This window comes from Vreelandella sedimenti (assembly GCF_013416325.1).
In the GTDB taxonomy this organism is placed as follows: domain Bacteria; phylum Pseudomonadota; class Gammaproteobacteria; order Pseudomonadales; family Halomonadaceae; genus Vreelandella; species Vreelandella sedimenti.
In genome coordinates this window covers 87,140-114,134 of sequence record NZ_JACCGK010000017.1, presented here as the reverse complement: position 1 = coordinate 114,134, position 26,995 = coordinate 87,140, and the positions used below count along the sequence as shown (strand labels likewise).

Annotated in this window: 20 protein-coding genes and 1 tRNA gene; 13 read left to right on the top strand and 8 right to left on the bottom strand. The window is 55.6% G+C overall.

All coding sequences use genetic code 11. From position 1 onward, the window contains the following. Positions 1-146: 146 nt before the first annotated feature. Entirely contained in the window at positions 147-785 is a 639-nt protein-coding gene (locus HZU72_RS18485) for a hypothetical protein (protein ID WP_180094774.1), read from the bottom strand. A 404-nt stretch (positions 786-1,189) separates the two neighbouring features. Next, a complete protein-coding gene (locus HZU72_RS18480; RefSeq protein WP_125749683.1) occupies positions 1,190-1,339 on the bottom strand; it encodes a DUF4113 domain-containing protein in 150 nt (49 codons plus the stop codon). A gap of 302 nt (positions 1,340-1,641) precedes the next feature. Between HZU72_RS18480 and HZU72_RS18475 the strand changes: the two genes are divergently transcribed. The 4 genes from HZU72_RS18475 to HZU72_RS18460 all read left to right on the top strand — a co-directional run bounded on the left by HZU72_RS18475 (position 1,642) and on the right by HZU72_RS18460 (position 4,440). Beyond that, positions 1,642-2,259, top strand: a complete 618-nt coding sequence (locus HZU72_RS18475; protein WP_125749686.1) for a DUF2201 family putative metallopeptidase — start codon at positions 1,642-1,644, stop codon at positions 2,257-2,259. Between the two features lie 40 nt (positions 2,260-2,299). Continuing rightward, positions 2,300-3,331, top strand: coding sequence for a helix-turn-helix transcriptional regulator (locus HZU72_RS18470; protein ID WP_125749689.1), 1,032 nt, complete (start codon positions 2,300-2,302; stop codon positions 3,329-3,331). 90 nt (positions 3,332-3,421) lie between these two features. Beyond that, on the top strand, positions 3,422-3,937 hold the full coding sequence (locus tag HZU72_RS18465; protein ID WP_180094772.1) for a gamma-glutamylcyclotransferase family protein: 516 nt from the start codon (positions 3,422-3,424) through the stop codon (positions 3,935-3,937). Further along, positions 3,937-4,440 (top strand): opioid growth factor receptor-related protein, encoded by a 504-nt coding sequence (locus tag HZU72_RS18460; protein ID WP_180094770.1) that lies wholly within the window; start codon positions 3,937-3,939, stop codon positions 4,438-4,440. The genes HZU72_RS18465 and HZU72_RS18460 overlap by 1 nt, the downstream gene beginning before the upstream one ends. A gap of 79 nt (positions 4,441-4,519) precedes the next feature. On the opposite strand, the gene HZU72_RS18455 is transcribed toward HZU72_RS18460, so the two are convergent. After that, a complete protein-coding gene (locus tag HZU72_RS18455; protein ID WP_180094768.1) occupies positions 4,520-5,062 on the bottom strand; it encodes a hypothetical protein in 543 nt (180 codons plus the stop codon). Positions 5,063-5,456: 394 nt separating this feature from the next. After that, positions 5,457-5,930, bottom strand: a complete 474-nt coding sequence (locus HZU72_RS18450; protein ID WP_125749699.1) for a S24 family peptidase — start codon at positions 5,928-5,930, stop codon at positions 5,457-5,459. Positions 5,931-6,386: 456 nt separating this feature from the next. On the opposite strand from HZU72_RS18450, the gene HZU72_RS18445 reads away from it, so the two are divergent. Continuing rightward, complete coding sequence (locus HZU72_RS18445; protein WP_125749702.1) at positions 6,387-6,599, top strand: helix-turn-helix transcriptional regulator; 213 nt, start codon at positions 6,387-6,389, stop codon at positions 6,597-6,599. Between the two features lie 228 nt (positions 6,600-6,827). Beyond that, complete coding sequence (locus HZU72_RS18440) at positions 6,828-7,067, top strand: YdhR family protein (protein WP_208458148.1); 240 nt, start codon at positions 6,828-6,830, stop codon at positions 7,065-7,067. Between the two features lie 191 nt (positions 7,068-7,258). On the opposite strand, the gene HZU72_RS18435 is transcribed toward HZU72_RS18440, so the two are convergent. The 3 genes from HZU72_RS18435 to HZU72_RS18425 form a co-directional block, all read right to left on the bottom strand. Then, positions 7,259-7,335, bottom strand: a tRNA-Arg gene (locus HZU72_RS18435). A 98-nt stretch (positions 7,336-7,433) separates the two neighbouring features. Next, positions 7,434-8,381, bottom strand: a complete 948-nt coding sequence (locus tag HZU72_RS18430; protein ID WP_180094766.1) for an AEC family transporter — start codon at positions 8,379-8,381, stop codon at positions 7,434-7,436. 144 nt (positions 8,382-8,525) lie between these two features. Next, positions 8,526-10,544, bottom strand: a complete 2,019-nt coding sequence (locus HZU72_RS18425; protein ID WP_180094764.1) for a diguanylate cyclase — start codon at positions 10,542-10,544, stop codon at positions 8,526-8,528. Positions 10,545-10,991: 447 nt separating this feature from the next. Here HZU72_RS18425 and HZU72_RS18420 point away from each other — a divergent pair, with 447 nt between their 5' ends. The 7 genes from HZU72_RS18420 to rfaH are packed head-to-tail and all read left to right on the top strand — an operon-like array spanning position 10,992 to position 26,022. Beyond that, positions 10,992-12,998, top strand: a complete 2,007-nt coding sequence (locus tag HZU72_RS18420; RefSeq protein WP_180094762.1) for a capsule polysaccharide biogenesis protein — start codon at positions 10,992-10,994, stop codon at positions 12,996-12,998. Between the two features lies 1 nt (position 12,999). After that, a complete protein-coding gene (locus HZU72_RS18415) occupies positions 13,000-14,241 on the top strand; it encodes a capsule polysaccharide biogenesis protein (protein WP_180094760.1) in 1,242 nt (413 codons plus the stop codon). Positions 14,242-14,285: 44 nt separating this feature from the next. Continuing rightward, positions 14,286-15,083: an SDR family NAD(P)-dependent oxidoreductase gene (locus HZU72_RS18410; RefSeq protein WP_180094758.1), complete on the top strand. Its 798-nt coding sequence runs from the start codon at positions 14,286-14,288 to the stop codon at positions 15,081-15,083. Continuing rightward, the gene (locus tag HZU72_RS18405) at positions 15,076-16,716 is read left to right on the top strand and encodes an LTA synthase family protein (protein ID WP_180094756.1); all 1,641 of its coding nucleotides are present in this window, start codon (positions 15,076-15,078) and stop codon (positions 16,714-16,716) included. Before HZU72_RS18410 ends, HZU72_RS18405 begins: the two co-directional genes overlap by 8 nt. Then, positions 16,713-24,140 carry a type I polyketide synthase gene (locus HZU72_RS18400; protein ID WP_180094755.1) on the top strand — a complete coding sequence of 2,476 codons (7,428 nt, stop codon included), beginning with the start codon at positions 16,713-16,715 and terminating at the stop codon, positions 24,138-24,140. Before HZU72_RS18405 ends, HZU72_RS18400 begins: the two co-directional genes overlap by 4 nt. After that, on the top strand, positions 24,137-25,459 hold the full coding sequence (locus HZU72_RS18395; protein WP_180094753.1) for an aminotransferase class I/II-fold pyridoxal phosphate-dependent enzyme: 1,323 nt from the start codon (positions 24,137-24,139) through the stop codon (positions 25,457-25,459). The genes HZU72_RS18400 and HZU72_RS18395 overlap by 4 nt, the downstream gene beginning before the upstream one ends. Before the next feature lie 35 nt (positions 25,460-25,494). Further along, on the top strand, positions 25,495-26,022 hold the full coding sequence (gene rfaH, locus HZU72_RS18390; RefSeq protein WP_180094751.1) for a transcription/translation regulatory transformer protein RfaH: 528 nt from the start codon (positions 25,495-25,497) through the stop codon (positions 26,020-26,022). A gap of 51 nt (positions 26,023-26,073) precedes the next feature. On the opposite strand, the gene HZU72_RS18385 is transcribed toward rfaH, so the two are convergent. Further along, the gene (locus tag HZU72_RS18385; RefSeq protein ID WP_180094749.1) at positions 26,074-26,955 is read right to left on the bottom strand and encodes a glycosyltransferase family A protein; all 882 of its coding nucleotides are present in this window, start codon (positions 26,953-26,955) and stop codon (positions 26,074-26,076) included. Between the last annotated feature and the right edge of the window lie 40 nt (positions 26,956-26,995).

Here is a 26,995-nt window from a genome sequence, read left to right as displayed (position 1 = left end):
CACCTGAGTTTGTGGGTATGGGAAGTGAATGGCAAATCTTCACCGAAGAGCGGTCGTTTGACCGGCAACCCTGATCGACAACAACCACTGCGGAGCTGTTATCGGCCTATACTCATCGAACTTCCGCTTTGGGTCGATATCAGCCATTAGCCCGCTCCTGTATTCATTTGCAACACAAGCTCATACACCCGCATAGGCTCTTTCTCGATACCCACGTTGGGGCTTTTGCCATTTAGCTTGGGGTTCGACGCTTTCATCCATCGTCTTGCATTCACTTCTCCCATCGCTTTGACGGCGGCGTCCCATATGTCTTCTCTACCGGGCGCCTCGATGATTTCTCTGCCAACCTCTCCCATGTGCTGCCACGCCTGTATATCGTCAGGTTCGGGGGCATTGGGGTCACACTGATCGAGCAAAATATTGAGCCGGGAGGGTCTGACGGTTGAAGCATTCACCGTGTCTTCGTTTTCTCGCGAAAGGGTCTCTCGAAGCCACGTGTCCACAGCGTTGCAGACACGATCATTTTCACTTTTTGGAACCACTGACGCGCTATTGCCCACCTGTCGGATAAACAGGTGTTCAGGAATAGGGACTGCGCGTCCACCACGCAGATACGCCACAATCTCACCGCTCATATCTGGCAGATAGGCGTTATTGCTTTGCAAGCACTCTAGTGCTTGCCGGACTGTTTCTAGCGGTTGCGGGAAACGGTCACGCAGATCAAACACCCTGTATGCAAAGATGCGTTCTAGTGGATCGTGCTGGTGGGTGTGGTCTGATGGCATCCTGCTCTCAACTGGCAACTTTTATTATCTAATCCACCTTAGCACTTAATCAGTGACTTGGGCATTCTTCAGCTGATTTCTTGGTGCGTGTCGTTACGACAGCTGTAGCAAGTGATTTACTGATCAGTGTTCTGTTGGGCAGCACAAGATCACATTATCCCCAATTACATTTTTTAAAATAATTGGGGATAATCATTATTAATTAGTGACTTAATGCATCTTTATGATCATTAACTATAGCACTTCTCCGGCTCGCGTAGCCCCCTTTGCACCCGTATAGTAATCGGATGAGCTCTGAGATCTGTTAGCAAACGCTTCCCCTCGGAGACATACGAAACGGCGATCACTTTGGTAGCCTCAAGGTGGTCTTTTTTCTTCTTTCCTCCCGTTTTAAGGATGCAGGCCTAACACACAGCGGGCAAGTCTTCCCAGCGGGTGGTGTAGCGCGGCGTGCGGTGTTCAGAACGTATGACCCAGGCGTTGCCTGGCCGGGGTAGCCCTAGCTGTATGGTTCCTCGCCCTAGTTCTCGATTGAGCTTGTCGACAGTGGCCATCAACCGTTCGCTACGCGTTGCGTCGTTGTCATCTAACGCCTATGGAGACTCGAGCACCAGGATGGCGCGATTGGCATGACGGCTACTCATTTCTAGATCTCATATTTAACGAACGACAGTGGTTGTTGCTGACATTGTTATATCGGCAGCGTGCTTATGCGTGTTTATATCAACACCTATCTTGACACATTTTTCTAACGCGATAGTGCCACTGTGAGAACGTTTTGCTGGGCTATGCGACGCACAATGTCGCAACCACGTCATAGCCTCATTCTCTCTTATCAGGGACGGTGGACGCTAAGATGACCATGAACGAATGTGTAACGACTCAAGACACTACCCAACAGGAAGTAGCCAAGTGGCTAAATGATCGTGAGCAGTGGAAACGTGAGATACCCGTCATGGGCTTTTTAAGCCAGTTTTTAACCGTCACACCGGTCATCAACTCAGTGTTTAATAGTGCAAGCACGGACGGTAAATCACTTTTTATTTGCCCCCTCTATAGCGCGACGTTATCTGATACGTCCCGTCAGTTCTTACAAGCTCACCTCATTTGGCACTGTGTGGCAGGTCATCTGACCGCACCGCTGGTGGCCGACTATCAACGTTGGCACCTTGCTTGTGACCATGAGGTGAATGCACTGCTGTTGGCACTCGGGATTTCTTTCCCTGCTGATGCCCTGCTCTTTCCAGTATGCGTGGGGCGCAGCGCGATGAGTGTGTATCGCTGGCTGGAAGGACACCCCAATATTGCAGTGGAAACATCCATGGATATCCACCCCGCCGCCCTCTGGCATGACTTGCCGAATACTTATATAGATCAAAGCACCGTAACGTTGTGGCGACTGCGTGCCCACCTGGTGGCCAAAGAGCCTGATGCTTTACCGGCACGGGTCGCTAAGTTTTGTGAGGCACGTTAAACTCAACGCTTTCATATATCCAGCCAAGGTTAGCGTCACTATGTCTGAACCTCGTGATACGCTTTTCCGTTACTTGACCATGCTACAGCTGATTCCTCGCTTTCCAGGGCGTATCGCGACGCCCGTGTTGAAAGAGAAGCTTGCAGAGCGCGGGTTTAATATCGATACACGTTCTCTGCAGCGGGATTTAAGCCAGAAACTCTCCACGCAGTTTCCCATCGGCTGTGACGATAGCCAGAAACCTTACCGCTGGTATTTTGATCGTGACTTTCAGTGTCAGCTACCCGCGCTTGATGTGCCCAGCGCGCTAACGCTGGTATTGGCGGAAGAGTATTTGAAGGGGTTGCTGCCTCCGGTGGTGGTCGGCCAGCTCTCGCCCCACTTTACCGACGCACGGAAACTGCTGGACGACATGAGCGCTAATGGGCTTAGCCAGTGGGCACGCAAAGTACGCGCCATTCCCAACGGTAAAGCGCTGATCCCCGCTGAGATTAACGAGGCAACCTGGCAGACCATCTCTCAGGCGCTCCTTGAGCAGAAAGCCGTTGACGTTATTTACCTATCACGTACCAGTCACTCTGAAAAGGCGTTTATCCTCCACCCTCAAGGCATTGTGAGCCGCCACAGTGCCACTTATCTGTTAGCTCATGTGGATGGCTTTAAGGATCTTCGCCAGTTCGCCCTTCATCGCGTGAAGCAGGCAACACTCAGTCAACAGCCCTGGCAAGAGCAGCACGATTTTGACATTGATGAGTACATAAAAGGCGGTGCGTTTGGGTATCTTCAGGGGCCGAGCGATGTGGTACTAGAGGCTGATATCACTAGGCCAGTGGCGTGGCTACTACAGGAAACGCCACTATCAGACACACAATCGATAGAAGCGTTGCCGGACACTGACGGCTGGTATCGGCTAACCGCCCACGTACCGGATGATCAGCAGACGCTTTGGTGGTTGATGGGCATGGGGCCAAATATCAAGGTCGCCGCGCCTCACGCATGGCGAGAGACGATCAAAACGAACGCAGAACAGATGCTGGCACACTACGCCACTGAATCCCCTGTGACTTCATAAACACCCGCCAGCCTCATGGTTCGATATACCCTTTTTCCGCATGCGGAAAAGCGCGACGACGTTATCATTGCTACACCAAGGAGGGTCCCCATGCTCTATTTTGCCTACGGTTCCAATATGGCGACCCAGCGCCTAGCGGCCCGCGTTCCAGCACGCTTTGTGACCACCGCCCTTCTGCCCGCTTACCGCCTGGCATTTCATCAACGCGGCGGGGACGGCTCAGGCAAATGCGATATTGTGCCTGCCTCAGCGCAGTCCGCTGTCTATGGGGTCATTTGGGAAATGGCTTCTCATCACAAACCGACGCTCGATCGCTATGAGGGGCTAGGCGCGGCATATAACGAGACGTGGCTCACCGTCACTGACCTGGCAAGCGACCGGCAGTTTGAGGTGCAGGCGTATATCGGCAACCTCACCGCACTCGGCCTGCGTCCATATACCTGGTACAAGCACCATGTGCTTGCCGGGGCACGCGAGCATGGCTTACCCGCCTATTACCTTCGTGCACTGGAGGGCATTGAGGCACATCAGGATGACAATGCCGAACGACATGCCCGAGAGATGGCGTTATATGCCCCGATAGAACCCCTGATGAGTGCTACTTAATGGATAATGATCAGCGCTTGATTGAGTTTTACTGCGGTGAAGGCCGCGATCATAAAGGCCGGTGCCTTGAGGATATTTGGGCGCTATCCTCCTTCTGGCTAGAGCACACCCACGACTATATTCAGTGGCTGTTCCCTATCCCTGAGGCGGGTCGTTTTAACGCCTTTGCTCCCTTGCTGACGCCCACGGTACAGGCTGCGTTTGAGAGAAATGACGTTATGCGCCAGCATCAGCAGCGCTCGCTAGACGTTATGCTCGACTTTTTTGGCCTCGCTCGGGATGGGAGCGATATCGTCGCTCAACCAACGCTGGCAATACAAACCCATATTTGGCTGAAAGCCGGTGGCCATAATCATTTACGTATCACGCGGATGATTCGGTCGCTAGCCTTGTGCCACCAGCCCGACCTAGCCCGCACCTTTCAGCAAGCGGTCATCGAGATCGGTACCCAACAGGGGGTGGTCTCTGCGTCGTCGGTTCAGTATTGGCGAGAGGCCTTTTAGACCAGCTTAAACGGCTCAATGTCGCGAAAGATGCCGATTTTGGTCATATAACGGCGCAGCGTAAACGCTTCAACAGCTGTCACCGGATCGACCTGCGCCAGCTGATCAAAGTGGATACGGTTCCACTGTGCTCGAGTGACCTTGATGCTATAGAGATACTGATCGCGCGTACCACCCGTGATGGGGTCGACCACTTGACGATACTCAGACACCCGCGCTTCTTGAACAAAGGGCAAACGCACAAACACGGCGCCAAGCACACGAAAGGCAGCGCTTTGGCAGGCATCGTCCATTCTTGATCCGGCATGTCATCGTCAGATGGCAGGTCAATATCCAGCGCCATCGTGGTGTCATCGCTTCCCAAATCAAAATCGATCACGGTCTCGCGAGGCCAGTCGATCTCTTCCAGGCGCTCTTGTAGGGTGAGCGTCATATCGTCACGTTGCCTTAGCACGCCCTGCTCTTCTCGCTGCTGCCGGGCAAACTCGGCGGCATCAAAATCGGCTTTGCGGTGCTCCCAGGTACGATAGTCATCATTAAACTGCGTCTGGCGACGTGTGTTATCGGACTCGTGTTGACGGCGTGCCGGTGGCCAGAGCACTTTCCACCATGGAAGGGGCATGGGGGATGTTGGGTGCAGTCAGTAGCCTCTCACACTAGCGCACCTCTAGTGGACTGATCAGGCCAGTCAATGATTTGTCGCAACGTTCACTCTGAGAGGCCACTAAGAAGTTCGGGTGGCATTTTGTGAAAGTACCATAGTGGTAGCGATGCCCCAGACCGGCAGATGCTTGAGCAGCGCGTGCGTAGCAGGACTATCCGCTGTTAATAGGCACACGCCTTGGTCTCTATAGGCGGGATATTTCTTGGCGACGTAGTTTACCAACTTGGCCAACACCCGAGTCAGTGTCCCCCACCGAGACAGAAATACCCGTCCACTATCTGATGGAAACGCGTAGCTGGCGACCACGATCTTCGAGGGTATCAAGATCGAATCCCTGAAAGCCCACAAAGCTCTAGTAAATCGAGTAAACCTCAGCATGGGGGGAGAATCTGGCTAGCACTTCCGTCACCTGGTGGAACATATCGCCATATAGCGCGCAGTTGCGCGACAGTAGGATCACCTGGCGGTACAAAGCCAGCGAAAGCAGATGCCGGGCAGTGCCCATAGCAACGCCCAGAGTATTCAGCTCATTAGAACGGGCGACAATACAGCTATAGTTATTGGACAGTACACCTATCGGCCGCCCTTCCAGCGGGATGAACCGATACGCCGGGTTGCTGGCTCTTAGATAGGCACGCTGGTGCACCCGTTCCAGCCGCTTGACGGCCAAGTCTCCATCTACGGCAATCACGATCACTCGGCTTCCATTCACCACCAGCAGATCACCATGGTGAATTTTACCACCGATCATGGAGTTGCCAGAAGCAGGTCGCGGCAGAATGCCTGACCGCATGCGGCAGATCGAGATCATTATCCAGGTGGTCATCTTTCGAGCTGGGAAACCCAGCACGCACCGCGCTGGATAATAGCGACAACGGGCACGATGGATGTCCCAGTTCGGCACGGCCGATCAAAGAAACAGGCAACAACATGGAATGGTTAGCTCAAAGACTAATTGCACATACATCATAAGTGGACAGGATGTAAGGGTAAGCAGCTTTACTGAACAGCCCTTTTTAGTTTTATCGACATCCGTCTTAGAGTCAGTTACTGAAAAACTTTGCGACAGTGTTAGGTTGATTGTAGTGGATTGAAAAGCGCACTACACAAAACGCGCACCACCAAACGTCGCATCGTTGCCCCGCTTAAAAGCACCAGCGCAAATTAAACATTAAGATACTTAAAGATTCTTTTATTTACATTTTAAAGGGGCAAATAGTCAGAATCCTCACCTTATTCCTCCTGTTAGCTAATTTTCATATCAGGCAAGTGAGGGTGAGTGATGGACAAGAACGAAACTCAACGCCCACAGCTGCTGCGCAGGAACATCGTTTTAGAGCGCTGCGGCATGAGCACGTCAACGTTGTATCGGCTCATGGATCAACAACGATTCCCGCCACCAGTTCGGATTGGAGGACGAGCCGTTGCATGGGTAGAGAGTGAAATCAACGAGTGGATTGAAGCCCGGATTAAGGAGCGAGATAACGCCGCATGAAACCATGAGACCAAGCACGCCTGTTCACATTAACAGGCGTGCCTAAGTTTTTTCAGGTTATCTGAGCTTAAATGAACTCGGAAGATAGCTCCTGCATATAAGGCTAAAAGCACAATTAAACTAAGGGTGAAAACTTCTATTCTTCACCCTCAATACTTTGTTACAAGAGGCAGTATACCCGTCATACTACAGGATCATTTTTCCTTTGATGGTCCTTTCGGTGACGAAATGACCAAAGCTATGATTACCTCGGCAGAAAGTATCAATCATGAGCCAGGCTTAATTTGGAAAATCTGGACAGAGAATGCTGATCAACAGCTGGCAAGCAGGATATACCTAGTAGGCTCACGGGCTAATGCCGAAGCCTATTGCGAGATGCATACCGCACGACTGGAAGTCGACCGGCATCAATGCTATAGCCCTGTACACAAACACCACCCTATCAGCAATCAACTAAGGGCTTACTGACTGTAAACCTTCTGAGTAAAGTAGCTTCTCGCAACCTATCATCATAGGCTGCTGGTGCGCCGGGCATAGCTGACTGACGAGGTACCAGTAAGTCATCCCAATGCTTGCAAATCTAGGGGAACCACTAGGGGAACCGGAGGCAAAAACGGAGAATTTACAGAGAAGCACTGAGGCTAACACATTGATTTTACTGGCGTCCCTGGCAGGAGTCGAACCTGCGACCTGCCGCTTAGGAGGCGGCTGCTCTATCCTACTGAGCTACAGGGACTAACGTCGTCCAAACTTGCGGGCGCGTAGTATAACGCGTCGGCTTAGGCAGGGCCAACCGAGTTGCGCTATTCAGCAGGGCTATTCAATCTAATGACACTATATCCAGCCGAGTAAACGCAGCGCAAAAACGCCAAGCGTAACGGTAACGCTCGCCATCAGGGTGGTAATGGCGATGATATTGGCGGCTAGAGCCACATTACCACCTATCGCTTTCACCATTACAAAACTTGCGGCAGCGGTGGGGCTGGCAAAAAACAGAAACAGTAAGCCCAGCTGTTCGCCGGAAAAGCCCACCAACCAAGCCGCCACGGTCGAGAGCACCGGTAGTGTTACCATCTTCATCAAACTAGCGCCGAGTGCCACTTGGCTGCTGTCACGCATGCTCGACACGGAGAGCGTTGCACCAATACAAATCAGCGCCAGTGGCAATGTTAACGAGGCAAAATAGTCCCCCGAGGTAATCACCCAACTGGGCAGTGGGATCGAGAGCGCGGTAAAGGGTAACGCTGCAAATACCGAAATAATTAGCGGGTTTTTCGCTACATGCTTGAGCAGGCTGCGCCAATCGGTGGATTGGCCAGGCTGGTAAAATGCCAGCACGATGACCGAAAGCGCGTTATACATCACGATGACCACGCCCAGCAAAAGACTGCCCGCTGAAAGGCCATAGTTACCGTACATGCCCGCCGCTAGCGCCAAACCCACTATCCCACAATTACCGCGAAACGCTCCCTGGACATAAATACCGCGATCCTGAGGAGCTATACGGTACCGCGCCCAGCCCCAACTGAATAAAAACTGCCCCAGCGTTGCCACAGCAAAAAACAGCATCAGCGAGACGTCCAGCGCAACACTCAGGTCAGCTTTAATCAAACTAAGGAAGATCAGCGTGGGGAGTGTTGCTTTGAATACCAAAGCAGAAGCGGTCGAAACGAAGGCACTATCAATCCATTTCAAGCGCTTAAGGCCCAAGCCTACAAACACCATCGCAAAGACAGGCAGCGTGACATCCAGCGTGCGGGCAAACAGTTCGAGTAGATTCACAACAGTATCTCAGTCAGCCTTGGTTTTAAAAACTGGCTTCTAACGACAAGTTCAGCATCTGCTTATACTCTACTGCTGGACATGTTTTGTCGACTGCTAACCGCGCCAAGCCTCTGCACAGGCTTAAAGTGCTTATATGAGAGACTATTTGGGCGAGTCGAAAAGCGCCATTACGTCATCGTTATTGTGAGGCATATCGTTATTGTGAGGCATATTGACAACGACCCCATCGCGCCCCAGCCCTTTGGCTTTGTAACTGCCGGCATCGGCCCGTGCCAAAACGTCGGACACATTAGAATCCTCTTCATCAAAGGTGGTGACACCGATACTGAGTGTCACCATGTACTGTTTGCCTTGATGTGTCACAGAGATCTCCCCGACCGACTGCCGCAGGGATTCAGCGATTCTCCTTGCCTGAGCCAGGGTGCAACTGGGTAGCAACACGCCAAACTCGTCGCCCCCTTGGCGCGCCACATGGTCGCTACGGCGGACTTCCCAGGCAACCACCTGAGCAATGCGGCGCAACATCTCATCGCCCAGGGCGTGGCCACCTTCATCATTGATGGGCTTGAAGTGATCCAAGTCGAACAGCAAAAGAGCGGAAGGTGTGCTGGTTTTTTGGAAATCGGCAAAGGCCTCTTCTAGGCGGCGCTCAAAGCCTCTGCGATTCAACAGACCGGTTAGCGGGTCATGTTCTGCCTCCCAGCGCTGTATGGCTTCCTGCTCCCTACGTTCGGTAATATCTTTTACTACGCCCACCAAACCAAGGGTCTGGCCATCTTGAGAAAGCATTACCACGCGGGCATGAATATCCAGCCACAGCAACTCTTTATCGCTACGTAAGAAGCGTAACTGGCGGACAAAATCACTACCATTGCGCAGGCTATGCAACCACATATCCTGGGCACCGGCGATATCGTCAGTATGGATCTGTGCCAGCCATGTCTCCATCGGCGCGTCCGCTGAAACGCCCAGCATTTCTAACAGCGCAGGATTCATGTAGGTGATGTCACCTTTAATATTAGCGACAAACATACCCTGCGGCGCTGCATTAAGTACCGAGTCAAGAAACGCCTCGCGCTCTTGAAGATTGCCTAACAACAGTTGCCGCTCATCTTCCACTCGGTTAAAGGTACTCGCCACCTGCTGTAGCTCTTGCATCTTGGTCGCTAGACTGACGCTCTCACGGTGTCCTAAACCCACCTCGCCAATTTGCTTCTCCAAATGCTTTAACGGCGAAAGCACGCGGCCTAACATCCACCACAGTATGGGCAACATGGAGAGCGCAAAAAGCACCCACAACCACCAAAGCTGCTGAATAATGCCAGCTAATGGCAGTTGCGCTTGCTGAATCGGCAGGTAGAGGCCCACCACCCATCCGGCTGGCCAAATCTGCGCATAAGATTGTAGCCCCATTTCCCCACCCACAAGCCGACCTACGGCATCACCTTCCCAGCCATCCAGCGCCAAATCCAGCCATGGGTTAAATGCCTCACTGGGTACAGAAGCATTAATTAATGAATTATTAGGATGGTATAAGACCTTACCCGAAGCGGTAGCAACACCCGCATAGCCTTTTTCGCCCAAGCGTACTTTGGCTAAACGGCTAAACATCCCTCCTGAATCCAAGCTAAGGATACCTCCAATAAAACCGTCAAACTCGCCTTGCTCGGTAAATCGCGGCACGCCCACTAGCACCATTGGCATGCCGCTCGCACGACCTACAAAGGGCTCACTCACATAAGGGCGGCGAGTACCGCGCAGCATATGAAAATACTCAAGGTCAGCGGTTTCGAGCCCTACGCGACCCACGATTGCAGGCCAATCAGCAATAACCTCACCATCGCTGTTAGCAACGACGATCCCCTCAAACCAAGCTAGTAGACTATCGTTCTGCTGCAGCTGATAGCTGATCCAGCCCGCATCCTCTGTGGTACCGATCATCTCGCGCAGACGCTCCAATGCCTGAAAGCGCAGCTCAACTTGCTGGGAGACTTCATCGGCCAACAGAGTGGCTTCATAGCGCAGGTGCGCCATATTGGTTTCCTGCACCATGGTTTTGCCCAGCTGCCAGGACATGCCCAGCACCAGGGTAACGACCAAAAACCAGGTAGCCGCAAGGCCCAGCAGTAGCCGGCCTCTTAACGATCGAGCCAAAAGCATTCGTTTCAACAAGGGGGACAAACGCACAGGATGCCCCTGAATGTATAGAGTAACGGCAGCATTTATATCCATTTGCTGTTGTGGGTGAAGGTAGTACGCCTAAGCCATTTTAACTACTCACTTTACCAACATTATGCGTCTAGCGAGCGTTGACAACTATCAACCATGCACGGCCTTTACAGGGTTATGACAATGAAATACAGCGCTGGCAAAATTAACTTAAAGACCTGGCCATGTCTTTTCCAGAGGTTTGACGCACTCTGAAATCTGGCAGCCAAGCGGCCGTAACAGTTTGCTAACAAACTCAAGGTTGAGCTAGGGCGCCTGTGCGTGCCCACTGCCGACAATCAACCTACCACTTAAAGGAAGGCGAATTGATTACCCTAGCCAATTAACGTATGTTCCCTCGCCTATCCCTAACCCTGTTACCTCACTGCGGCCTTATGTATGGCGAAACGAACGGCAGGTTACACGTCCCCAGGTATTCGCAAGCTGGCCACCTTGCCTGCATTGCTGCCCGAATTTGACCAATTCGTCCGAATAAGCTCCCTTAAGAAAATGCCCGATACGGTGATTGGATGGGGGTTAAAACCCACTAGTGTAAGCGCTAGGCGGTATGCCCAACGCCATCAACTAGTCTATATCGCATTAGAAGATGGCTTTCTACGCTCGTTAGGGCTAGGCGTAAACGGCTTTCAACCGCACAGCTTGGTAGTCGATGAGGCCGGCATTTATTACGACGCCTCGCGCCCTTCTGATTTGGAAAACTGGCTCAATACGGCCACTTTCGATGCTGAGGAATTAGATCAAGCAGAACGCTGTATGGAGCTGATTGCCCGCTATCGGCTCTCCAAATATAACCACGCTCCCGATCAGCCGATTAATGATGCCAGCCCAGCGCGTGTATTAGTGGTCGACCAAACCGCTGGAGATGCCTCAATTCACTACGGGGGCGCTAGCGCGAGTAGCTTCAAGCAAATGCTTGAGGCAGCGTTAGCAGAGCACCCCGACGCCGAGATCTTGGTCAAGATCCATCCTGACGTTATCGCGGGTAAAAAACAGGGCCACCTACTTAATGCCGTAGACCACCCACGCTGCCGGGTCATCGGTGAAGACCTTAACCCCTGGGCGCTATTTGATCAGGTTGACCACGTTTACGTCGTGACCAGTCAGCTCGGCTTTGAAGCGCTACTGGCCGGAAAGCAGGTACACTGCTTTGGTATTCCGTTTTATGCAGGCTGGGGGCTCACCCATGATCAACTGCCCTGCCACCGCCGCCGTGTAAAACGCACGTTAGCTGAGGTTTTTGCCGCCGCCTATTTACGCTACTGCCGCTACGCCAACCCTTACACTCGGCAGCCTGCCACGCTGGAAGAGACCATCGCCTTGATCGCCGACCAAAAGCGGCAGCAGGAGCGCTACCGGGGCAACTGGCGGGCGTGTGGTTTCTCTTCATGGAAACGGGGCTTCATCGGCGATTTTTTGGGCTCCGCCGCCCAGGTAAATTATCAGATCGAGCTGCCAGCCAGCGTGCAGCCCGATGAACGGCTATTGGTATGGTCAAGCCGCATTGATGCTAATTTTAAACGCCAGCACGCCCAGCACATGGCGAAGCTATGGCGCATGGAAGATGGGTTCATTCGTTCAGTGGGGCTGGGGGTCGATCTTACTCAGCCACTATCGCTGGTGATTGATTCACAGGGTATCTATTACGACCCCAGCCAATCCAGTGATTTAGAAACGCTGCTCAATAGCGCCCTCTTTAGCGACGACCTGTTGCAACGTGCGCAACAGTTACGAGAAAGGCTGGTGGCGCTCAAACTCTCCAAGTACAACGTACGTGGAAAGGCAGGGATCGAGCTGCCCAAAGGGCGTTACACCATCCTGGTGCCTGGCCAAGTGGAGAGCGATGCCTCGATTGCCACCGGCTCGCCAGATATTAATACCAATAGCGGGCTGCTAAGCGCCGTGCGTGACGCGCACCCTGATGCCTATATTGTCTACAAAGCCCACCCCGATGTATTGAGCGGCGCACGTGTTGGAGCACTCGATACCGACGCCAAACGCCTGTATGATCTAGACGCCAGCGACATCGACATCGCAACCCTGTTAGAGCGTGTCGATGCAGTGCATACAATGAGCTCTTTAACCGGCTTTGAAGCACTGCTGCGCAAGCGGGAAGTCAGCACCTACGGTCTACCGTTTTATGCTGGCTGGGGCTTAACCAAGGATGCGCTTGGCTGCCCACGCCGCACGCGCTCGCTCTCGCTGGATGCCTTGGTGGCCGGCACCCTGATTCTTTATCCCGGCTATGTAGACCCAACGACCCGCCAGCTATGCAATGCTGAAACCGTCGTCAGCCTGTTGGAACAGGCAAGAACACACAAAAACACCCTTACATGGAAACAGCATCTCTACCGCTGTTATCGTAACTTGTTGATCGGAAGGCATTGAGTTGAAGCATCAGAAGCGTGCATTCTTATTTTTGCAGGGCGTTTGCTCACCTTTTTACCAGCGCTTAGCCAAGCGCCTGGTGAACGATGGGCACCGTGTCGTCAAGGTCAACTTCAATGCGGGCGATATCGCCTACTGGCAGCGTACCCACGGCCAAAGCCATCTGTTTCGTGGCCCTACCTCTGAGCTACCCGGCTATATCAAGTCACTCTGGCAGCGGTATGGGATCACCGACCAAGTAGTATTCGGAGATCGTCGCCCCATTCATCGCCCTGCGGTGGATAACGCCGCCGCGGCCGGCGTACGTACCCACGTGTTTGAAGAAGGCTACTTCCGCCCGTTCTGGATCACCCTCGAGCGCGAAGGCGTTAACGGCCACTCGCTACTGCCCCGTGACCCAAGCTGGTTTTATGAAACCGGCAAAGCGCTGCCCAAACCACCCGCCCCCGTGCGTTTTCGCTCTTCGTTTAAAATTCGCGCCATGCACGATGTGGGCTACCACTTGGCCGGGCTAGCCAATCCGCTGGTTGCGCCTCACTACCGCAATCACGCGCCGATCACCGCCCCCGTTGAGTACGCAGGCTACCTGAAGCGCTTTACTCAGTTAAAAACCGCTTGGAAAAAACGCGATGCCGAACGCATCAAAGCGCTGATCGAAAGTGGCCGCCCCTATTTTATGCTGCCACTGCAGTTAAATAGCGATGCGCAAATTCGCGATCACTCCCCCTACGCCAATATGCAGGAAGTGATGGACGACGTGATGGCCTCGTTCGCCAAGCACGCGCCCAGCGACTCGCTGCTGTGTATAAAGAACCACCCCTTGGATATGGGCTTGGTCAATTACCCCAAGATCATCAAGCGGCTTGCCGAACGCCATGGCCTACAAGGGCGCATCGTCTATCTAGAGTCTGGAGACCTCAACGCCCTGCTCAAACACGCCAAGGGCAATGTCACCGTTAACAGCACCGTGGGCATCGTTTCGCTGGAGAAGAACTGCCCCACCTATGCGCTTAGCGACCCAATCTATAATCTGGATGGGCTAACCTGCCAAGGCGACTTGGCGGATTTTTGGCAGCAGCCGCAGCCGCCTAACAGCGAGCTATTTGGCTATTTTCAAAAGACCGTGATGCATGCCGTTCAGGTTAACGGTGGCTACTACTGCCAGCCCAGTATCGATCTAGCCGTGGATAACGCCGCCCGCATACTCGAAGCCTGCCCATCGCCACTGGAGAAGCTTCTGTGAACGTTGTTGCGAAAGAAGCTGCGAAAGAAACTGCGAAAGAGGCTGTGAGTCCCTCTCAACACTCACGTTGCGTGCTGATCACTGGCGCCACCGGCGCGATTGGGGGCGCCCTGGCAAGCGCCTATGCCGATCCCAGCACCCATCTGGTATTGCACGGACGCCAGCAGGAAAAGCTAGAGGCGCTTGCCACCACCTGCCGCCAACAAGGTGCCCAGGTCACCCTTTCAACCATCAATCTAACCGATGACCACGCCCTGCAAAGCTGGTTAGCCGAAGTCTGCACCCAACAGGTTCCAGATATCGTCATCGCCAATGCGGGCAAAAACACCCACCCCCAAGGGCCTGATACCTTAGAGCCCTGGGCAGACGTGCAGGCGCTGCTGGATATCAACCTGAAAACCCCCATTGCCATGGTGCAACACCTAGTGCCAGCCATGCAGACCCGCGGCAGCGGCCAACTGGTACTGATCAGCTCGCTGGCCGCATGGCACGGTTTACCCACCACCCCCAGCTATAGCGCCAGCAAAGCAGGCATCAAAGCCTATGGCGAAGGGCTACGTGGTCTGCTCGCGCCTAAGGGCATTGGTGTAACAGTAGTCATGCCCGGCTATGTCACCTCACCCATGTGCGAAGCCATGCCCGGCCCCAAACCCTGGGAATGGCCACCCGAGCGCGCGGCCAAAGTAATTAAACGCGGTATCGCCGCAAACCGAGCACGCATCAGCTTCCCCTTCCCACTTAATTTTGGTACCTGGTGGCTGGCGGTACTGCCTGCAGGGATTTCGCAATGGTTGATCAAGCGCCTGGGCTTTGGCCACTCAGGAGACACGCCCCGTGATTAGCGCACTGATATGGCCGCTACTCGTGGGTCTATTGATCAGCGGTCTGTTTGAAGCCCTACTTAGCCCTCGACCGCGCCCATTTTGGCAGCGTGGAGTAGCGGCCAATAGTGTTCACCTTGGCTCATGGCTTCTGCTTTTCGGGCTGCTGGTATTGTTACTCCAGCGCCCCTGGTTTGCGGTGATGGTGTTTCTCTCGCTGCAACTGGTGGTGGTGCAGTCGAGCAACGCCAAATCGCATACGCTCAACGAGCCGTTTATCTGCCACGACTTTGAATACTTCTGGGACGCTATACTGCACCCGCGCCTTTACGTGCCCTTTTTCGGCGTAGGTTTGGCGATTGCCGCCAGCAGCGCCGCCGCAGTGGCAATTGGTGGATTCTTTTACTGGGAAGGGTCGCTGGTCACTAGCGAGGGCGCCAGCCGTTTTCTAAGCCATGCGCTGGGGTTAATAGCCTTGGGCGCACTGCTAGTTGTTGTTAGTGTCCGCAGGCTGCCCGCCATCACCTTACAGCCCATAGAAGACATGCACCGCTTAGGGCTGTTCGCTAGCCTATGGGCCTACGGTGTGGCGCTAATGCGCGCTCCCATTCCTGCGCCTGAGCAATCGCCCTTTCACGCGTTAACGCCGGTGGCGAGCGCGCACCAAGGTGAACAGCCACTGCCCAACGTGGTGCTAGTGCAAAGCGAGTCGTTTTTCGACCCTCGCCCCTGGTGTAACGAGGTAAACACAGACCTGCTCTCCCATTTCGATGCCACCCGCGCAAGCGCCACCCTGCACGGTACCTTAAACGTGCCCGCCTGGGGTGCCAACACCGTGCGTACCGAGTGCGCGGTATTAACTGGTCTTGCACCCGGCCACTGGGGCGTTCGCCAGTTCAATCCTTACCGCACGCTTGCTCGCCACCCAATGCCCAGTTTAGCGAGCGCGCTAAAAGCGGCAGGCTATCGCACGGTTTGTGTGCATCCGTACCTGGCGAGCTTCTATTTTCGTCACAAGGTGATGCCCCAATTAGGCTTTGATCACTTTATAGATATCAATGCCTTCAAGAGTAGCGACAAAAACGGTCAATACGTTAGCGACAAGGCGGTTGCACGAAAGATTGGACGGCTGCTTGAAGATGACGATAATAGACCGCTATTCGTGTTTGCTATCACCATGGAAAATCACGGCCCGCTGCATTTAGAAGCCCCAAATCAGGCAACGTTAACGACTACGCTGCCCGACGCTCCTTGGCCGCTACCCATTCATTTGCGTGATTTCGCGGTCTATTTGCAGCATTTAAGTGAATCCGACAAGATGTTGGCAAGCGTTAAAAATTCGCTAAATACTGCAAAGCGACCAGGGCTGCTAGGCTGGTATGGGGATCATGTACCGATTCTGCCCGAGGCGTATGCACACTTCACGCCGCCAGATAGCCGCACCCCCTACATGGTATGGTCAACAGCGGATTGGGTAACTGCAGACGAGCAATTGGCAGCGGAGCATATTGCAACAGAGCATTTTGTTAAGAAAAATGCGCCGCACGAATTAGCCGCAAACGAGCTTGGTGTCCAGTTATTCAAACAAGTGTTTGGACACAATATAAGTAACGATGTGATCAAGGCAGAACCAGAACCTCAGGAGCAAGAATGACTAAACGCGTTGCCATTATCGGCGCCGCCCATCGTTTCCCCGGCACCACCCCTGAAACGTTCTGGCAGGACCTGCAAGCCGAAAAAGATTTAGTGACTGAAGTGGCCGCTGATCGCTGGAGCCACGACGCCTTTTTGCATCCGGATAAGCGCCACCCCGGTACCAGCGTGACCTTTGCCGCCGGTAGCCTGGGCGATATCAGCGGGTTTGACGCTGAATTTTTTGGCATTTCGCCCCGTGAAGCGGCCAACATGGATCCCCAGCAGCGCATGCTCCTAGAGCTCGCCTGGGAAGCCATGGAAGACGCCAGCATTCTGCCCAGCTCTCTGCGCGGCAGCCAGTGCGGGGTATTTTTAGGTGTGGCCAGTCTCGACTACTCTTATCGCATCGCGGACGATATGGCGGCAATTGATGCCTCCACCGCCACCGGCAACACCTCCAGCATCGCCTCGAATCGATTGTCTTACGTGTTTGACCTGCACGGCCCCAGCATGTCGCTGGATACCGCTTGCTCGTCCTCCATGGTGGCCTTTCACCAGGCCTGCCAGTCGATTCGCAGCGGCGAAACCAGTATGGCGCTGGCGGGCGGCATTAGCCTGCACCTGCACCCCTATGGCTTTATCATCTTCTCTAAAGCCAGCATGCTTTCACCCACTGGCCGCTGTCAGGTATTCGATGAGGCGGGTAATGGCTATGTGCGCTCGGAAGGTGGCGGCATTTTCCTGCTCAAGGATTACGACCAAGCGGTCGCCGACGGCGACAATATTATTGCCGTAGTGGCGGGCTCGGCGATGAACACCGATGGCCACAAATCTGGCCTAACCGTGCCCAACCCCAGCGCCCAAATTGACCTGATGAAGCGCGCCTATAAACAGGCAGGTATCTCGCCAGACGAGATCGACTATCTGGAAGCCCACGGCACCGGTACCGCCGTTGGCGACCCGATTGAAACCCGCGCGATTGGTGAAGCACTTGGCCAGCAGCGCAAAACGCCGCTACTGATCGGCTCGATAAAGAGCAACCTGGGCCACCTGGAAACCGCCTCCGGCGTAGCGGGTCTCGCCAAGGCGCTATACAGCATTCAGCACCGCGAAGTACCGGCCACGATTGGCATCCGCAAACTCAATCCGCGCATCAAGTTTGATGAGTGGAATATCTCAGTGGTCACCAAAGGCCAGCCGCTGAAAAAACAGGGTCGCTTGGTTATCGGCGTGAACTCCTTTGGTTTTGGCGGGGCCAACGCCCACGTTATTTTGGAAAGCCCGCCCGAGCGGACAAAACTTGAGCCACAGGCGCCAGAATCACCGCTACCGATTCGCCTTAGCGCCCGCAGCGAAGCAGCGCTCAGCCAAAGCGCCGAAACGCTCGCCAACTACCTGCGCGAGAACGACTTACGCGCAAATAACGGCACTCGCTTCTACGATATCGCTTATACGCTGTTCCACCACCGTGATCGACATAGCCATGGCGCGCTGCTGTTTGCGCAAACGCCAGAAGAAGCCGCCACGCAGCTCAGTGAATATGCTGCCGGTAAAACAAATAGTGTCACCGCAATTGAGCGCTTGCCCAAAGCGGTCGGCCCAGTGTTTGTTTACGATGGCAACGGCTGTCAGTGGGAAACCATGGGGCGCGACCTGCTCAGCGATTCGCCAGTGTTCGCCGCGGCGGTTGATCGCGTCGACGCACTCTTTCAGCAACAAGGGGATTTCTCGCTACGCGCCGAGCTGGAAGGCCGCAATGGTGAGAACCGTTTCCCGCTAACCGAGATCGCCCAGCCAGCGCTGTTTGCCCTGCAAGTGGCGCTTACCGAGTGGTTGCGTGAGCAAGGCCTTACGCCCACCGCGGTCTTCGGCCATAGCGTGGGTGAAGTGGCGGCCGCCTGGGCCAGCGGTGCGCTGAGCCTGGAAGATGCGGTCAAAGTGATTTACTACCGCAGCGACTACCAGGGTAAAACCCGTGGCCTCGGCGAAATGACTGCGGTGGCCATGAGCGCTGACGACATCGCCGCGTGGCTCGAAAAGCCCGAGTTCAATCAGGTATGCCTGGCAGGTATTAACAGCCCGAAAGGCATTACGCTGGCGGGCGATAGTCAACAGTTGGGTGCTCTGGAAACCGCCCTGGGCGAGCAGGATGTTTTTGCCAAACGCCTGCCCCTGGACTACGCCTTCCACAGCCCCGCGATGGACAGCATCCAAGCAGGGGTCATTGACGCGCTGGCCGATATTACCCCGCGTGCCACGCAGATCCCCTACTACTCCACCGTGACCGGCGCGCTGAGTGACGGTCTTGAGCTGGATGCCACCTACTGGTGGAAAAACATTCGTGAGCCGGTGCTATTTGACGCCGCCGCTAGCGCGCTTATCGAGCAAGGTAATAATGTCTTCGTAGAGATTGGCGCCCACCCCATTCTGCGCCGCTACCTCAATGAGACACTGCGCCAGCTGGAACGTCCTGGTTTGGTATTCGGCACCATTGAACGCCACAAGCCTGGGCTTGAAGGCTTGCAGCACTGCTTAAGTCAACTACTGTTGAGTGGCCTTAACCTGGCTAGCCGCCACTTGCCGGTGGTGGGTCAGCGTGTGCCGCTACCACGCTATGCCTGGCAACGCAGCCACCACTGGGTACACGGCACCACCGACAGCCAAGGGTTGCTTTCACGCTATTATCAGCACCCGCTGCTGGGCTACCCGTTAGCACAGCACGAACACACCTGGGAAAGCCAACTCGACACCCAACGCCAACCCTGGCTGGCCGACCATGTGGTGGGCGAAGGTGCAGTGTTCCCCGGTGCCGGTTTTGTAGAGCTCACCTTGGCGGCGGCGCTGCAGCTAAAAGACAGCCCGCTGCTGGACATCGAAGAGCTGGAAATTCGTGCCCCGTTACTGCTGGATGGTCCCCATGGCCGCACCATGCGGCTTAGCTACCTGCCGGAAGATGGTCGCCTGGAGATCCACTCCCGCGAACCGGCCACCGGGGTAGAGTGGCAGTTGAATGCCGTGGCCCGCACCATGCGTGAAAGCCGCGGCTTCCTGCTCAACCGCCCGGCGCCGGTGATGCCTACTCGTGCCCCGGACTACACGCTGGAAGATCACCTGGAGATGGCTGAGCGTATCGGCCTGCACTACGGCCCCGCCTTTCAGGCCATTTCCAGAGGCTGGATTGAAGGCGATGCGGTGATTGGTGAAATCGCCCTGTCGGATGAAGTCCAAGCACAGCTCAGCACATTGCATGTGCACCCCGGCATTCTGGATAGCGCCTTCCAGATGTTTATCCCGCTGCTTGCGCAACATAGCGAGTTTGCCGCCCAGCTCGCCTTTGTGCCGGTTCGCGTGGAGCGTATTCAAGTCAACACCCAGGCAGGCGTGCCGGTTCTCGCCCGCGCCGTGATGGGCAAGCGCGCACCGCACTCCTTTACCGCCGATTTCGAGCTGTATGACGCCGCCGGTAACGCCGTTGCAGTACTGAGCAAAACCCGCTTCAAAGCAATTCGACTCAACCGCGCCCATCACCAGCACTTCAGCTATTTGGATGTGGAACTGACCCCGGCGCCGCTACACGCAGAACCGCTGGCACTACCTGCCGATGCGCTTGCTCGCCTTGCAGATATTGCCAACGTTTACAGCGAAAGCACCGGCCAGCGTTACGGCAACGAAGTCGCTCCGCTGCTCGACAGCCTTAGCGACGCCTTTGCTCAGCAGAGTCTCGGCGTCGAAAGCGAAGAAGCACAGCACTCGCCGGACGTTATCTGGCAACTGCTGGTGCAAGACTACCCCGACTACTTTGCGCCCATTCACCTGGTGGGCCGGTTAGGGCTTCACCAACAGGCGCTGCGTAGCGGCACAAGTGACCTGGAAACCCTGGGCATTAGCCACGACCACCTGGCACGATTAAACCGTGTATTAGTGGGCGAAAGCGGCTGGCAAGCGTTGGCAGGCGAGTTAGCCGAGTTAATCGATGCGCTGATCGCAGAGCTCCCTGCTGGGCAGCGTTTGCAACTGCTCGAAGCAGGCCCCAGCGCGCCAGCATTGGGCGAACGTCTGCTGGAACGCAGCGCTCAAGCGCTGTATCACGACCTTACCCATTACCGCGTGATCACCACTCTCGACAGCACGCGCCATCAGGCGGAACAACTGCAAGAGCGTTTCCCGCTGATGGATATGCAGCACCTTGACCAAAACGAGTTTGCTGCGTTAACCGCCCCCATCGGCGTTGAAAAGGCCCAAATAGCGTTCGTCAGTGTGGATATCACCCACCCGGCCGCGACACGTCAGTTAATCGAAGCATTACCTGAGCAACTCGCTCCAGGCGCCCAGGTCATGCTGATTGGTATCGCCCCGAGCCGCTGGCTGGATGATCTGTTGGCCACGCCCGGCATCGATCAAACCGCTCTAGAGCAAGATACGCTCATTAGTTGGCTGAACGACCAGGGCTTTGTGGTCTCCGCGCCAATGGCGCTGGAAGAGAGCGACAGCGGCGCCTACCTGCTCCACGCTCACTACCCGTTAGCAGCGGCAGGCGACGAGTCCACTACAGTTCAACGGCGTCACTTGGTAGTCGCCGACCACAGCAGTGAAGCGCTGGCGGCCAACCTGGTCGAGGCACTGCAACAACTGGGTACTTCGGCGCTGCTCAGCGTTAGTCAGAGCGAGCCCGCTGAGCTGCTGGCTCATGCACTGTCTCAACCTGAACTAGCTCAACCTGAACTGGCTCAATCCACACCTGATAACCAGGGCGAGCTAACCCTCAATGTGATTGACCTGCGTGGCCTGGGCGCGAACAGCACTGAAGCGCAAACCGCCCGCTGTAATCACGCTCTGCAGTGGACACTGGCCTTAGAGCAGCACTCGCTTGCGGCCTCCTTGTGGTTGGTGACCAACGGGGTAAGCGCTCTATGGCAGGCAACGTTACCCGCCAGCGCGACAGACACCCCTGGCGATGCCGCCCTGTGGGGCTTTGGCCGCTCTCTGGCCAACGAAGCCGTCGGCCATAGCGTCTACCTGCTGGATATACCGGCAACGGTCAGCGAGCCTGCGTTACACGCCTGGGCCACCCTACTGACTCAACCAGACAGCGAAAACGAAGCGCTGATCGATAACCAGGGTCACCGCTTTGCTACGAGGCTGCGCACCCTGCCCGCGCCGCACCCAGCTGCCGCAGGGCAGACTAATGAGCAGACCAAACAGCCGCATCAGGCGATGTCACTGGGCTTTGCCATGCCCGGCCAACTGCGCCAATTAACCTGGCGTCCGCGCCCGTTGCCACAAGTCAGTGCCGACGAGGTGGAAATCAGTGTTAAGGCCACCGGGCTTAACTTTCGCGATGTGATGTACACCCTGGGCCTGCTCTCCGATGAAGCGATAGAGAACGGCTTCGCCGGCCCCACCCTGGGCCTTGAGTTTTCAGGCGTGGTAAAGGCCGTGGGCAGCAACGTCACCCACGTGACTCCGGGGCAAGCCGTGGTTGGCTTCGGCCCTGCCAGCTTCAGCGACAAGGTCATTGCCAGCCAGCACGCCGTTGCAGCGCTGCCGGAAGGCATTAGCTTTGCCGCCGCCGCCACGATCCCGACGACCTTCTTCACGGTCTACTACGCGCTCAAGCATCTGGCACGAGTAGAGCCCGGCGAAAAAATCCTGATTCACGGCGCCGCGGGCGGCGTGGGCATTGCAGCGTTGCAAATCGCCCAATGGCTAGGGGCGGAAATTTACGCCACGGTGGGCTCCGAAGAGAAGCGCGACTTCCTGCGTCTGATGGGCATCGAGCGGCTCTATGACTCGCGCTCGCTCACCTTCGCCGAAGAGATCCTGGAAGACACTCAGGGCGAAGGCGTGGATGTGGTGCTCAACTCCCTGGCCGGGGAAGCGATCAACCAGAACCTGCGTGCACTGCGCCCGTTCGGCCGCTTCCTGGAACTGGGTAAACGCGACTTCTACGAAAATACTCATATTGGGCTGCGACCGTTCCGCAATAACCTCAGCTATTTCGGTATCGACTCCGACCAGCTAATGAAGGTGCAGCCTGCGCTGACACAACGCCTGTTTGGCGAGATGATGGCGCTGTTCAACGACGGCACCTTGAGCCCGCTGCCGTTTACCTCGTTTAGCCACACTCAGGTAATCGACGCTTTCCGCTATATGCAGCAGGCGCGCCAGATCGGCAAAGTGGTGGTGACTTATGAACAACCCATCGCGCCACCCAAGAACGAGGTATTGGGCACGGCAGCGATGCAGCTCCCCGCAGATGCCAGCTACCTGGTCTCCGGCGGCCTGGGTGGTTTTGGGTTAAGAACCGCTCAGTGGCTGGTAGAGAAAGGCGCGCGGCAGTTGATCCTGCTCAGCCGCAGCGGCCCCACCAGTGAAGAAGCCCAGGCAGCCATTGCATCGTTTGAACAGCAAGGCGTTACGGTACTCGCCGCCGCCTGCGACATAACCGACCGTACTGCGCTGGCCGATGTGCTGGAGCGCGCCAAGGGTGAACTAGCACCACTGCGGGGCATTGTGCACGCCGCCACGGTGATCGACGACGGCTTGATCCGTAACCTGGATGCCGAGCGCATTCAGAAAGTGTTAGCGCCCAAAATCGACGGCGCCCGCCACCTTGACGCACTCACCCGCGAAACGGAGCTGGACTTCTTCGTGCTCTACTCGTCGGCCACCACCCTGTTCGGCAATCCCGGCCAGGCAAACTACGTGGCCGCCAACCACTGGCTGGAAGCGTTTGCTGCCAATCGCCGTGCCGCAGGGTTACCAGCCACCTGTGTACGCTGGGGCGCCATTGAAGATGTTGGCTTCCTGGCCCGCAATACTCGCACCCGTGATGCGCTGCAAGAGCGCCTGGGCGGTTCCGCGCTACGTTCGGATGACGCGCTGAAAGTGCTCGAACAGATGCTGCTGGCCCCTGGGCCAAGCCTAGGTGTGCTGGAACTAGAGTGGGGCGCACTTGCTCGCTTCCTACCCACGGCCGAAGCGCCGCGCTTTAACGAAATTGCCCGCGCCAGCGATGACGACGGCAGCATGGATGCCGACGACGACATCAGCGCACTGCTCGCCGACCTCTCACCCGAGGAGCTGCACAGTACGGTCACCGATCTACTCCGCGCCGAGCTGGCCAGCATTCTGCTGATCGATGAAGAGAAGCTCGATATTCACCGCTCGGTCTACGATATGGGCTTCGACTCCCTGATGGGCGTTGAGTTAATGACCGCTATCGAGAACCGCTTGGGCGTACAGGTTTCAGTGATGGTGCTCAGTGAAGCATCGACACTCGACAAATTGGCGGGCGTGCTGATTCAGAAAATGCATCAGCACGACGATGTTGAAGACGCTCCGCAAGATGCGATAGCCTCACTGGCCGCACAACACGGGGCTGAAGGGTTCACTACTGAGCCTGCGTCCGCTTCCTCATCACCCGCGACTGAGACTCCATGACCGCCAAGCACTCTGAACTGAAACAGCAATTATTGGAACAAGCACGCCGGCGTACTACGCCGCGTGCTGCCAGTACCGCGCCCTCTTCTAACGGACAAGGCGGAGAGCAACGCACGGTGCCCGAGCGCTTCACGCGCTTTGATGCCCAGCCGGGCTATCAGCAAATTGCCATGATGCGCCAGGCCGCCGACCAGCTGGGCCTGGTCGACCCGTTCTTCAAGGTGCACGAAGGCACCGCCGGGGCAACCAGCGTGATCAATGGGCAAACCTGTATCAACTTTGCCAGCTATAACTACCTTGGCTTTTCAGGCGACCCGCGTATCAATCAGGCCGCCTGCGATGCAGTGGCGCGTTACGGCACCTCGGTCTCCGCCAGTCGTGTGGTCTCCGGCGAACGGCCTATCCACCAAGAGTTGGAACAGGCCCTCGCTACTGCCTACGACGTTGAAGATGCAGTGGTGTTTGTGAGCGGTCACGCCACTAACGTCTCCACGCTGGGGCACCTGCTGGGGCCTAAGGATTTAGTGCTCCACGACGAGTATATCCATAACAGCTCGTTGGTGGGCGCGCAGCTTTCAGGCGCCAAGCGCATGTCGTTTAGCCATAACGACCCCGCAGCGCTGGAAGCCCTGCTGGCCCGGCATCGGCATCAGTTTGAACGCGTACTGGTGGTAATCGAAGGGCTCTACAGCATGGATGGCGACATCCCTGAGCTGCCGCGTTTTATCGAACTGAAGCAACGCTATCAAGCCTGGTTGATGGTCGATGAAGCCCACTCCTTTGGGGTGATCGGCGACACCGGTCTGGGGCTGCGCGAGTATTTCGATATCGACCCGCGCGACGTAGATATCTGGATGGGCACCATGAGCAAAGCCATGGCAGGCTGCGGCGGCTATATCGCAGGCAGCAAGCCGCTGGTGGAAACACTACGCTACCTGGCCCCCGGCTTTCTCTACAGCGTGGGCATGCCCGCCCAAGTCGCCGCCCCCTCGCTAGCCGCGCTGCAACTGATGCAGCAAGAGCCCGAACGGGTTCAGCGCCTGCACGCTATTTCGCGCTACTTTCTTGAACAGGCCACTGCCCGTGGGTTAGATACCGGCAAAAGCATCGGCGCCGCGGTCGTACCAATCATTATTGGCAGCTCCGCAGCGGCTGCCCGGCTCTCTAACGGGCTGCTAGAACAGCAGATCAACGTACAGCCTATTCTGTATCCGGCGGTACCTGAAAAAAGCGCACGGCTGCGCTTTTTTCTCTCCTGTGATCACACCCATGCACATATTGACCAAACGCTTGATGCATTAACCACATTGCTGACATAATTTTATCACGCACCTTTAGACCTAAGGATAATGGCATGGATGTTCACGATGACCAGGAAAGTGCAGCAACGCCCGCCTGGTACGTTATTCAGTGCAAAGGGGGCGAATCATTTCGTGCGGCCGAACACCTCGCCAACCAAGGTTATGAGGTGTTCCATCCTGTCCTGAATAGTCAACGCAAGCGCCAGGGCAAGCTCACCACGGTGACCGAGCCACTCTTCCCCTACTACCTGTTTATTTGTTTGGATCAGTTAGTCAGCAACTGGCGGCCGATCCGCTCTACTCGCGGGGTACTGCGGCTGTTGACCTTCGGTGACAGGCCCGTCGCCGTGCCCTCACAGCTCGTTGAAACCCTGCGCGCCCAGCCGCACAGCCAGGAAGGTATTCACACCTACTTCAGCGCTGGCGAGAAAGTCACCATCACCGACGGCCCCTTCAAAGACCTGGAAGCCATCTTCACCCGTCTTAAAGGCGAAGAGCGCGCCATCGTCCTGCTCAACGTGCTTAACCGGCCACAGCACCTGGAAGTGCCAGTGGAGAATATTCAAAAAAGCAGCAGCTGATTGGGCATCCACCCTCTTGCTCTAGAGAGGCATAGCGCTTCCAAAGTTATACTATCTTGAAAGCTCACTGACGCTCGTCCCAAAGCTTCCCAGGACGTCGTCAATTTCAGACTCCTTCACTTCTTTCAGCCCCGCGTGCGCTCTTTTACGACCGTCACTCTCTGCCAAAATATCTTGGTCACTTGATCCGTGATTGACAATGTAGATCATCGCAGGAAAGGGAACCGGTTTCAGAACCAGACCGACACGGGATTTCAGGTTCTGCCGCGCCTGCATATGATCGCCCCGCAACGATACATGCACCGTCTGAGACCGGTCGAAACGCGTGTCAAATCGCACCGCGTGGCTTGACCCACATAGCCAAGCGAAGGTGTGCGTGTCGCCTTCTTCCTCGAGCGGTCTTAGCAGGCAGCGTTCTCCGGCATCAAAGCAATAGCCCTTCGGAAGGTAATAACCGTGGCCATTGTCATCTTCGAGAATGAAGCGCGTCAGATCGGGATGCGGGATGTCATCACCATCGAGAAAGAAGGCATAGCCATCTCGCTTTTCCGTTTTCGCAAGATAACGCGCCATGAAGCGCAGCTTCTGGACTTTATCAGGACTGCCATTATGCGAGGCGGGATACTTCAGAAATTGCACATGGTCATCGAAGGCGATCTGATCGGGGCAGTCTTGGGAACAGACGATCATGCGCCAACGCGGGTCAGATTGCCGCCGTAAAGCCGATATGGTTCGCGTCAGGTTCGTCTGGACGACGCTCCAATTGGGAGCCCGTTTCCGTTCGAAAATGGGTACAAGATAAGTCACCATCTTGTCAGAATCCGTATCCCGGATAGGGTGCCTTTTTCTCCAGGCTGCCAAGTCTTCGAGAACTGGCTTGCGCTCCTTCTTGAACAGCAGGCGTGCCCACAGCAAATAGATGTTGGAGATCATAAAGTATTTCTCACAAACGTTTCGACTTGACCAAGGCGTG

What these genes read in the sequence shown, in the direction of transcription:
- HZU72_RS18485 (WP_180094774.1), bottom strand. Translation starts at nt 785, where the DNA reads ATGCCATCAGACCACACCCACCAGCACGATCCACTAGAACGCATCTTT.
- HZU72_RS18480 (WP_125749683.1), bottom strand. Translation starts at nt 1,339, where the DNA reads ATGGCCACTGTCGACAAGCTCAATCGAGAACTAGGGCGAGGAACCATA.
- HZU72_RS18475 (WP_125749686.1), top strand. Translation starts at nt 1,642, where the DNA reads ATGACCATGAACGAATGTGTAACGACTCAAGACACTACCCAACAGGAA.
- HZU72_RS18470 (WP_125749689.1), top strand. Translation starts at nt 2,300, where the DNA reads ATGTCTGAACCTCGTGATACGCTTTTCCGTTACTTGACCATGCTACAG.
- HZU72_RS18465 (WP_180094772.1), top strand. Translation starts at nt 3,422, where the DNA reads ATGCTCTATTTTGCCTACGGTTCCAATATGGCGACCCAGCGCCTAGCG.
- HZU72_RS18460 (WP_180094770.1), top strand. Translation starts at nt 3,937, where the DNA reads ATGGATAATGATCAGCGCTTGATTGAGTTTTACTGCGGTGAAGGCCGC.
- HZU72_RS18455 (WP_180094768.1), bottom strand. Translation starts at nt 5,062, where the DNA reads ATGCCCCTTCCATGGTGGAAAGTGCTCTGGCCACCGGCACGCCGTCAA.
- HZU72_RS18450 (WP_125749699.1), bottom strand. Translation starts at nt 5,930, where the DNA reads ATGACCACCTGGATAATGATCTCGATCTGCCGCATGCGGTCAGGCATT.
- HZU72_RS18445 (WP_125749702.1), top strand. Translation starts at nt 6,387, where the DNA reads ATGGACAAGAACGAAACTCAACGCCCACAGCTGCTGCGCAGGAACATC.
- HZU72_RS18440 (WP_208458148.1), top strand. Translation starts at nt 6,828, where the DNA reads ATGACCAAAGCTATGATTACCTCGGCAGAAAGTATCAATCATGAGCCA.
- HZU72_RS18425 (WP_180094764.1), bottom strand. Translation starts at nt 10,544, where the DNA reads ATGCTTTTGGCTCGATCGTTAAGAGGCCGGCTACTGCTGGGCCTTGCG.
- HZU72_RS18420 (WP_180094762.1), top strand. Translation starts at nt 10,992, where the DNA reads ATGGCGAAACGAACGGCAGGTTACACGTCCCCAGGTATTCGCAAGCTG.
- HZU72_RS18400 (WP_180094755.1), top strand. Translation starts at nt 16,713, where the DNA reads ATGACTAAACGCGTTGCCATTATCGGCGCCGCCCATCGTTTCCCCGGC.
- HZU72_RS18395 (WP_180094753.1), top strand. Translation starts at nt 24,137, where the DNA reads ATGACCGCCAAGCACTCTGAACTGAAACAGCAATTATTGGAACAAGCA.
- rfaH (WP_180094751.1), top strand. Translation starts at nt 25,495, where the DNA reads ATGGATGTTCACGATGACCAGGAAAGTGCAGCAACGCCCGCCTGGTAC.
- HZU72_RS18385 (WP_180094749.1), bottom strand. Translation starts at nt 26,955, where the DNA reads ATGATCTCCAACATCTATTTGCTGTGGGCACGCCTGCTGTTCAAGAAG.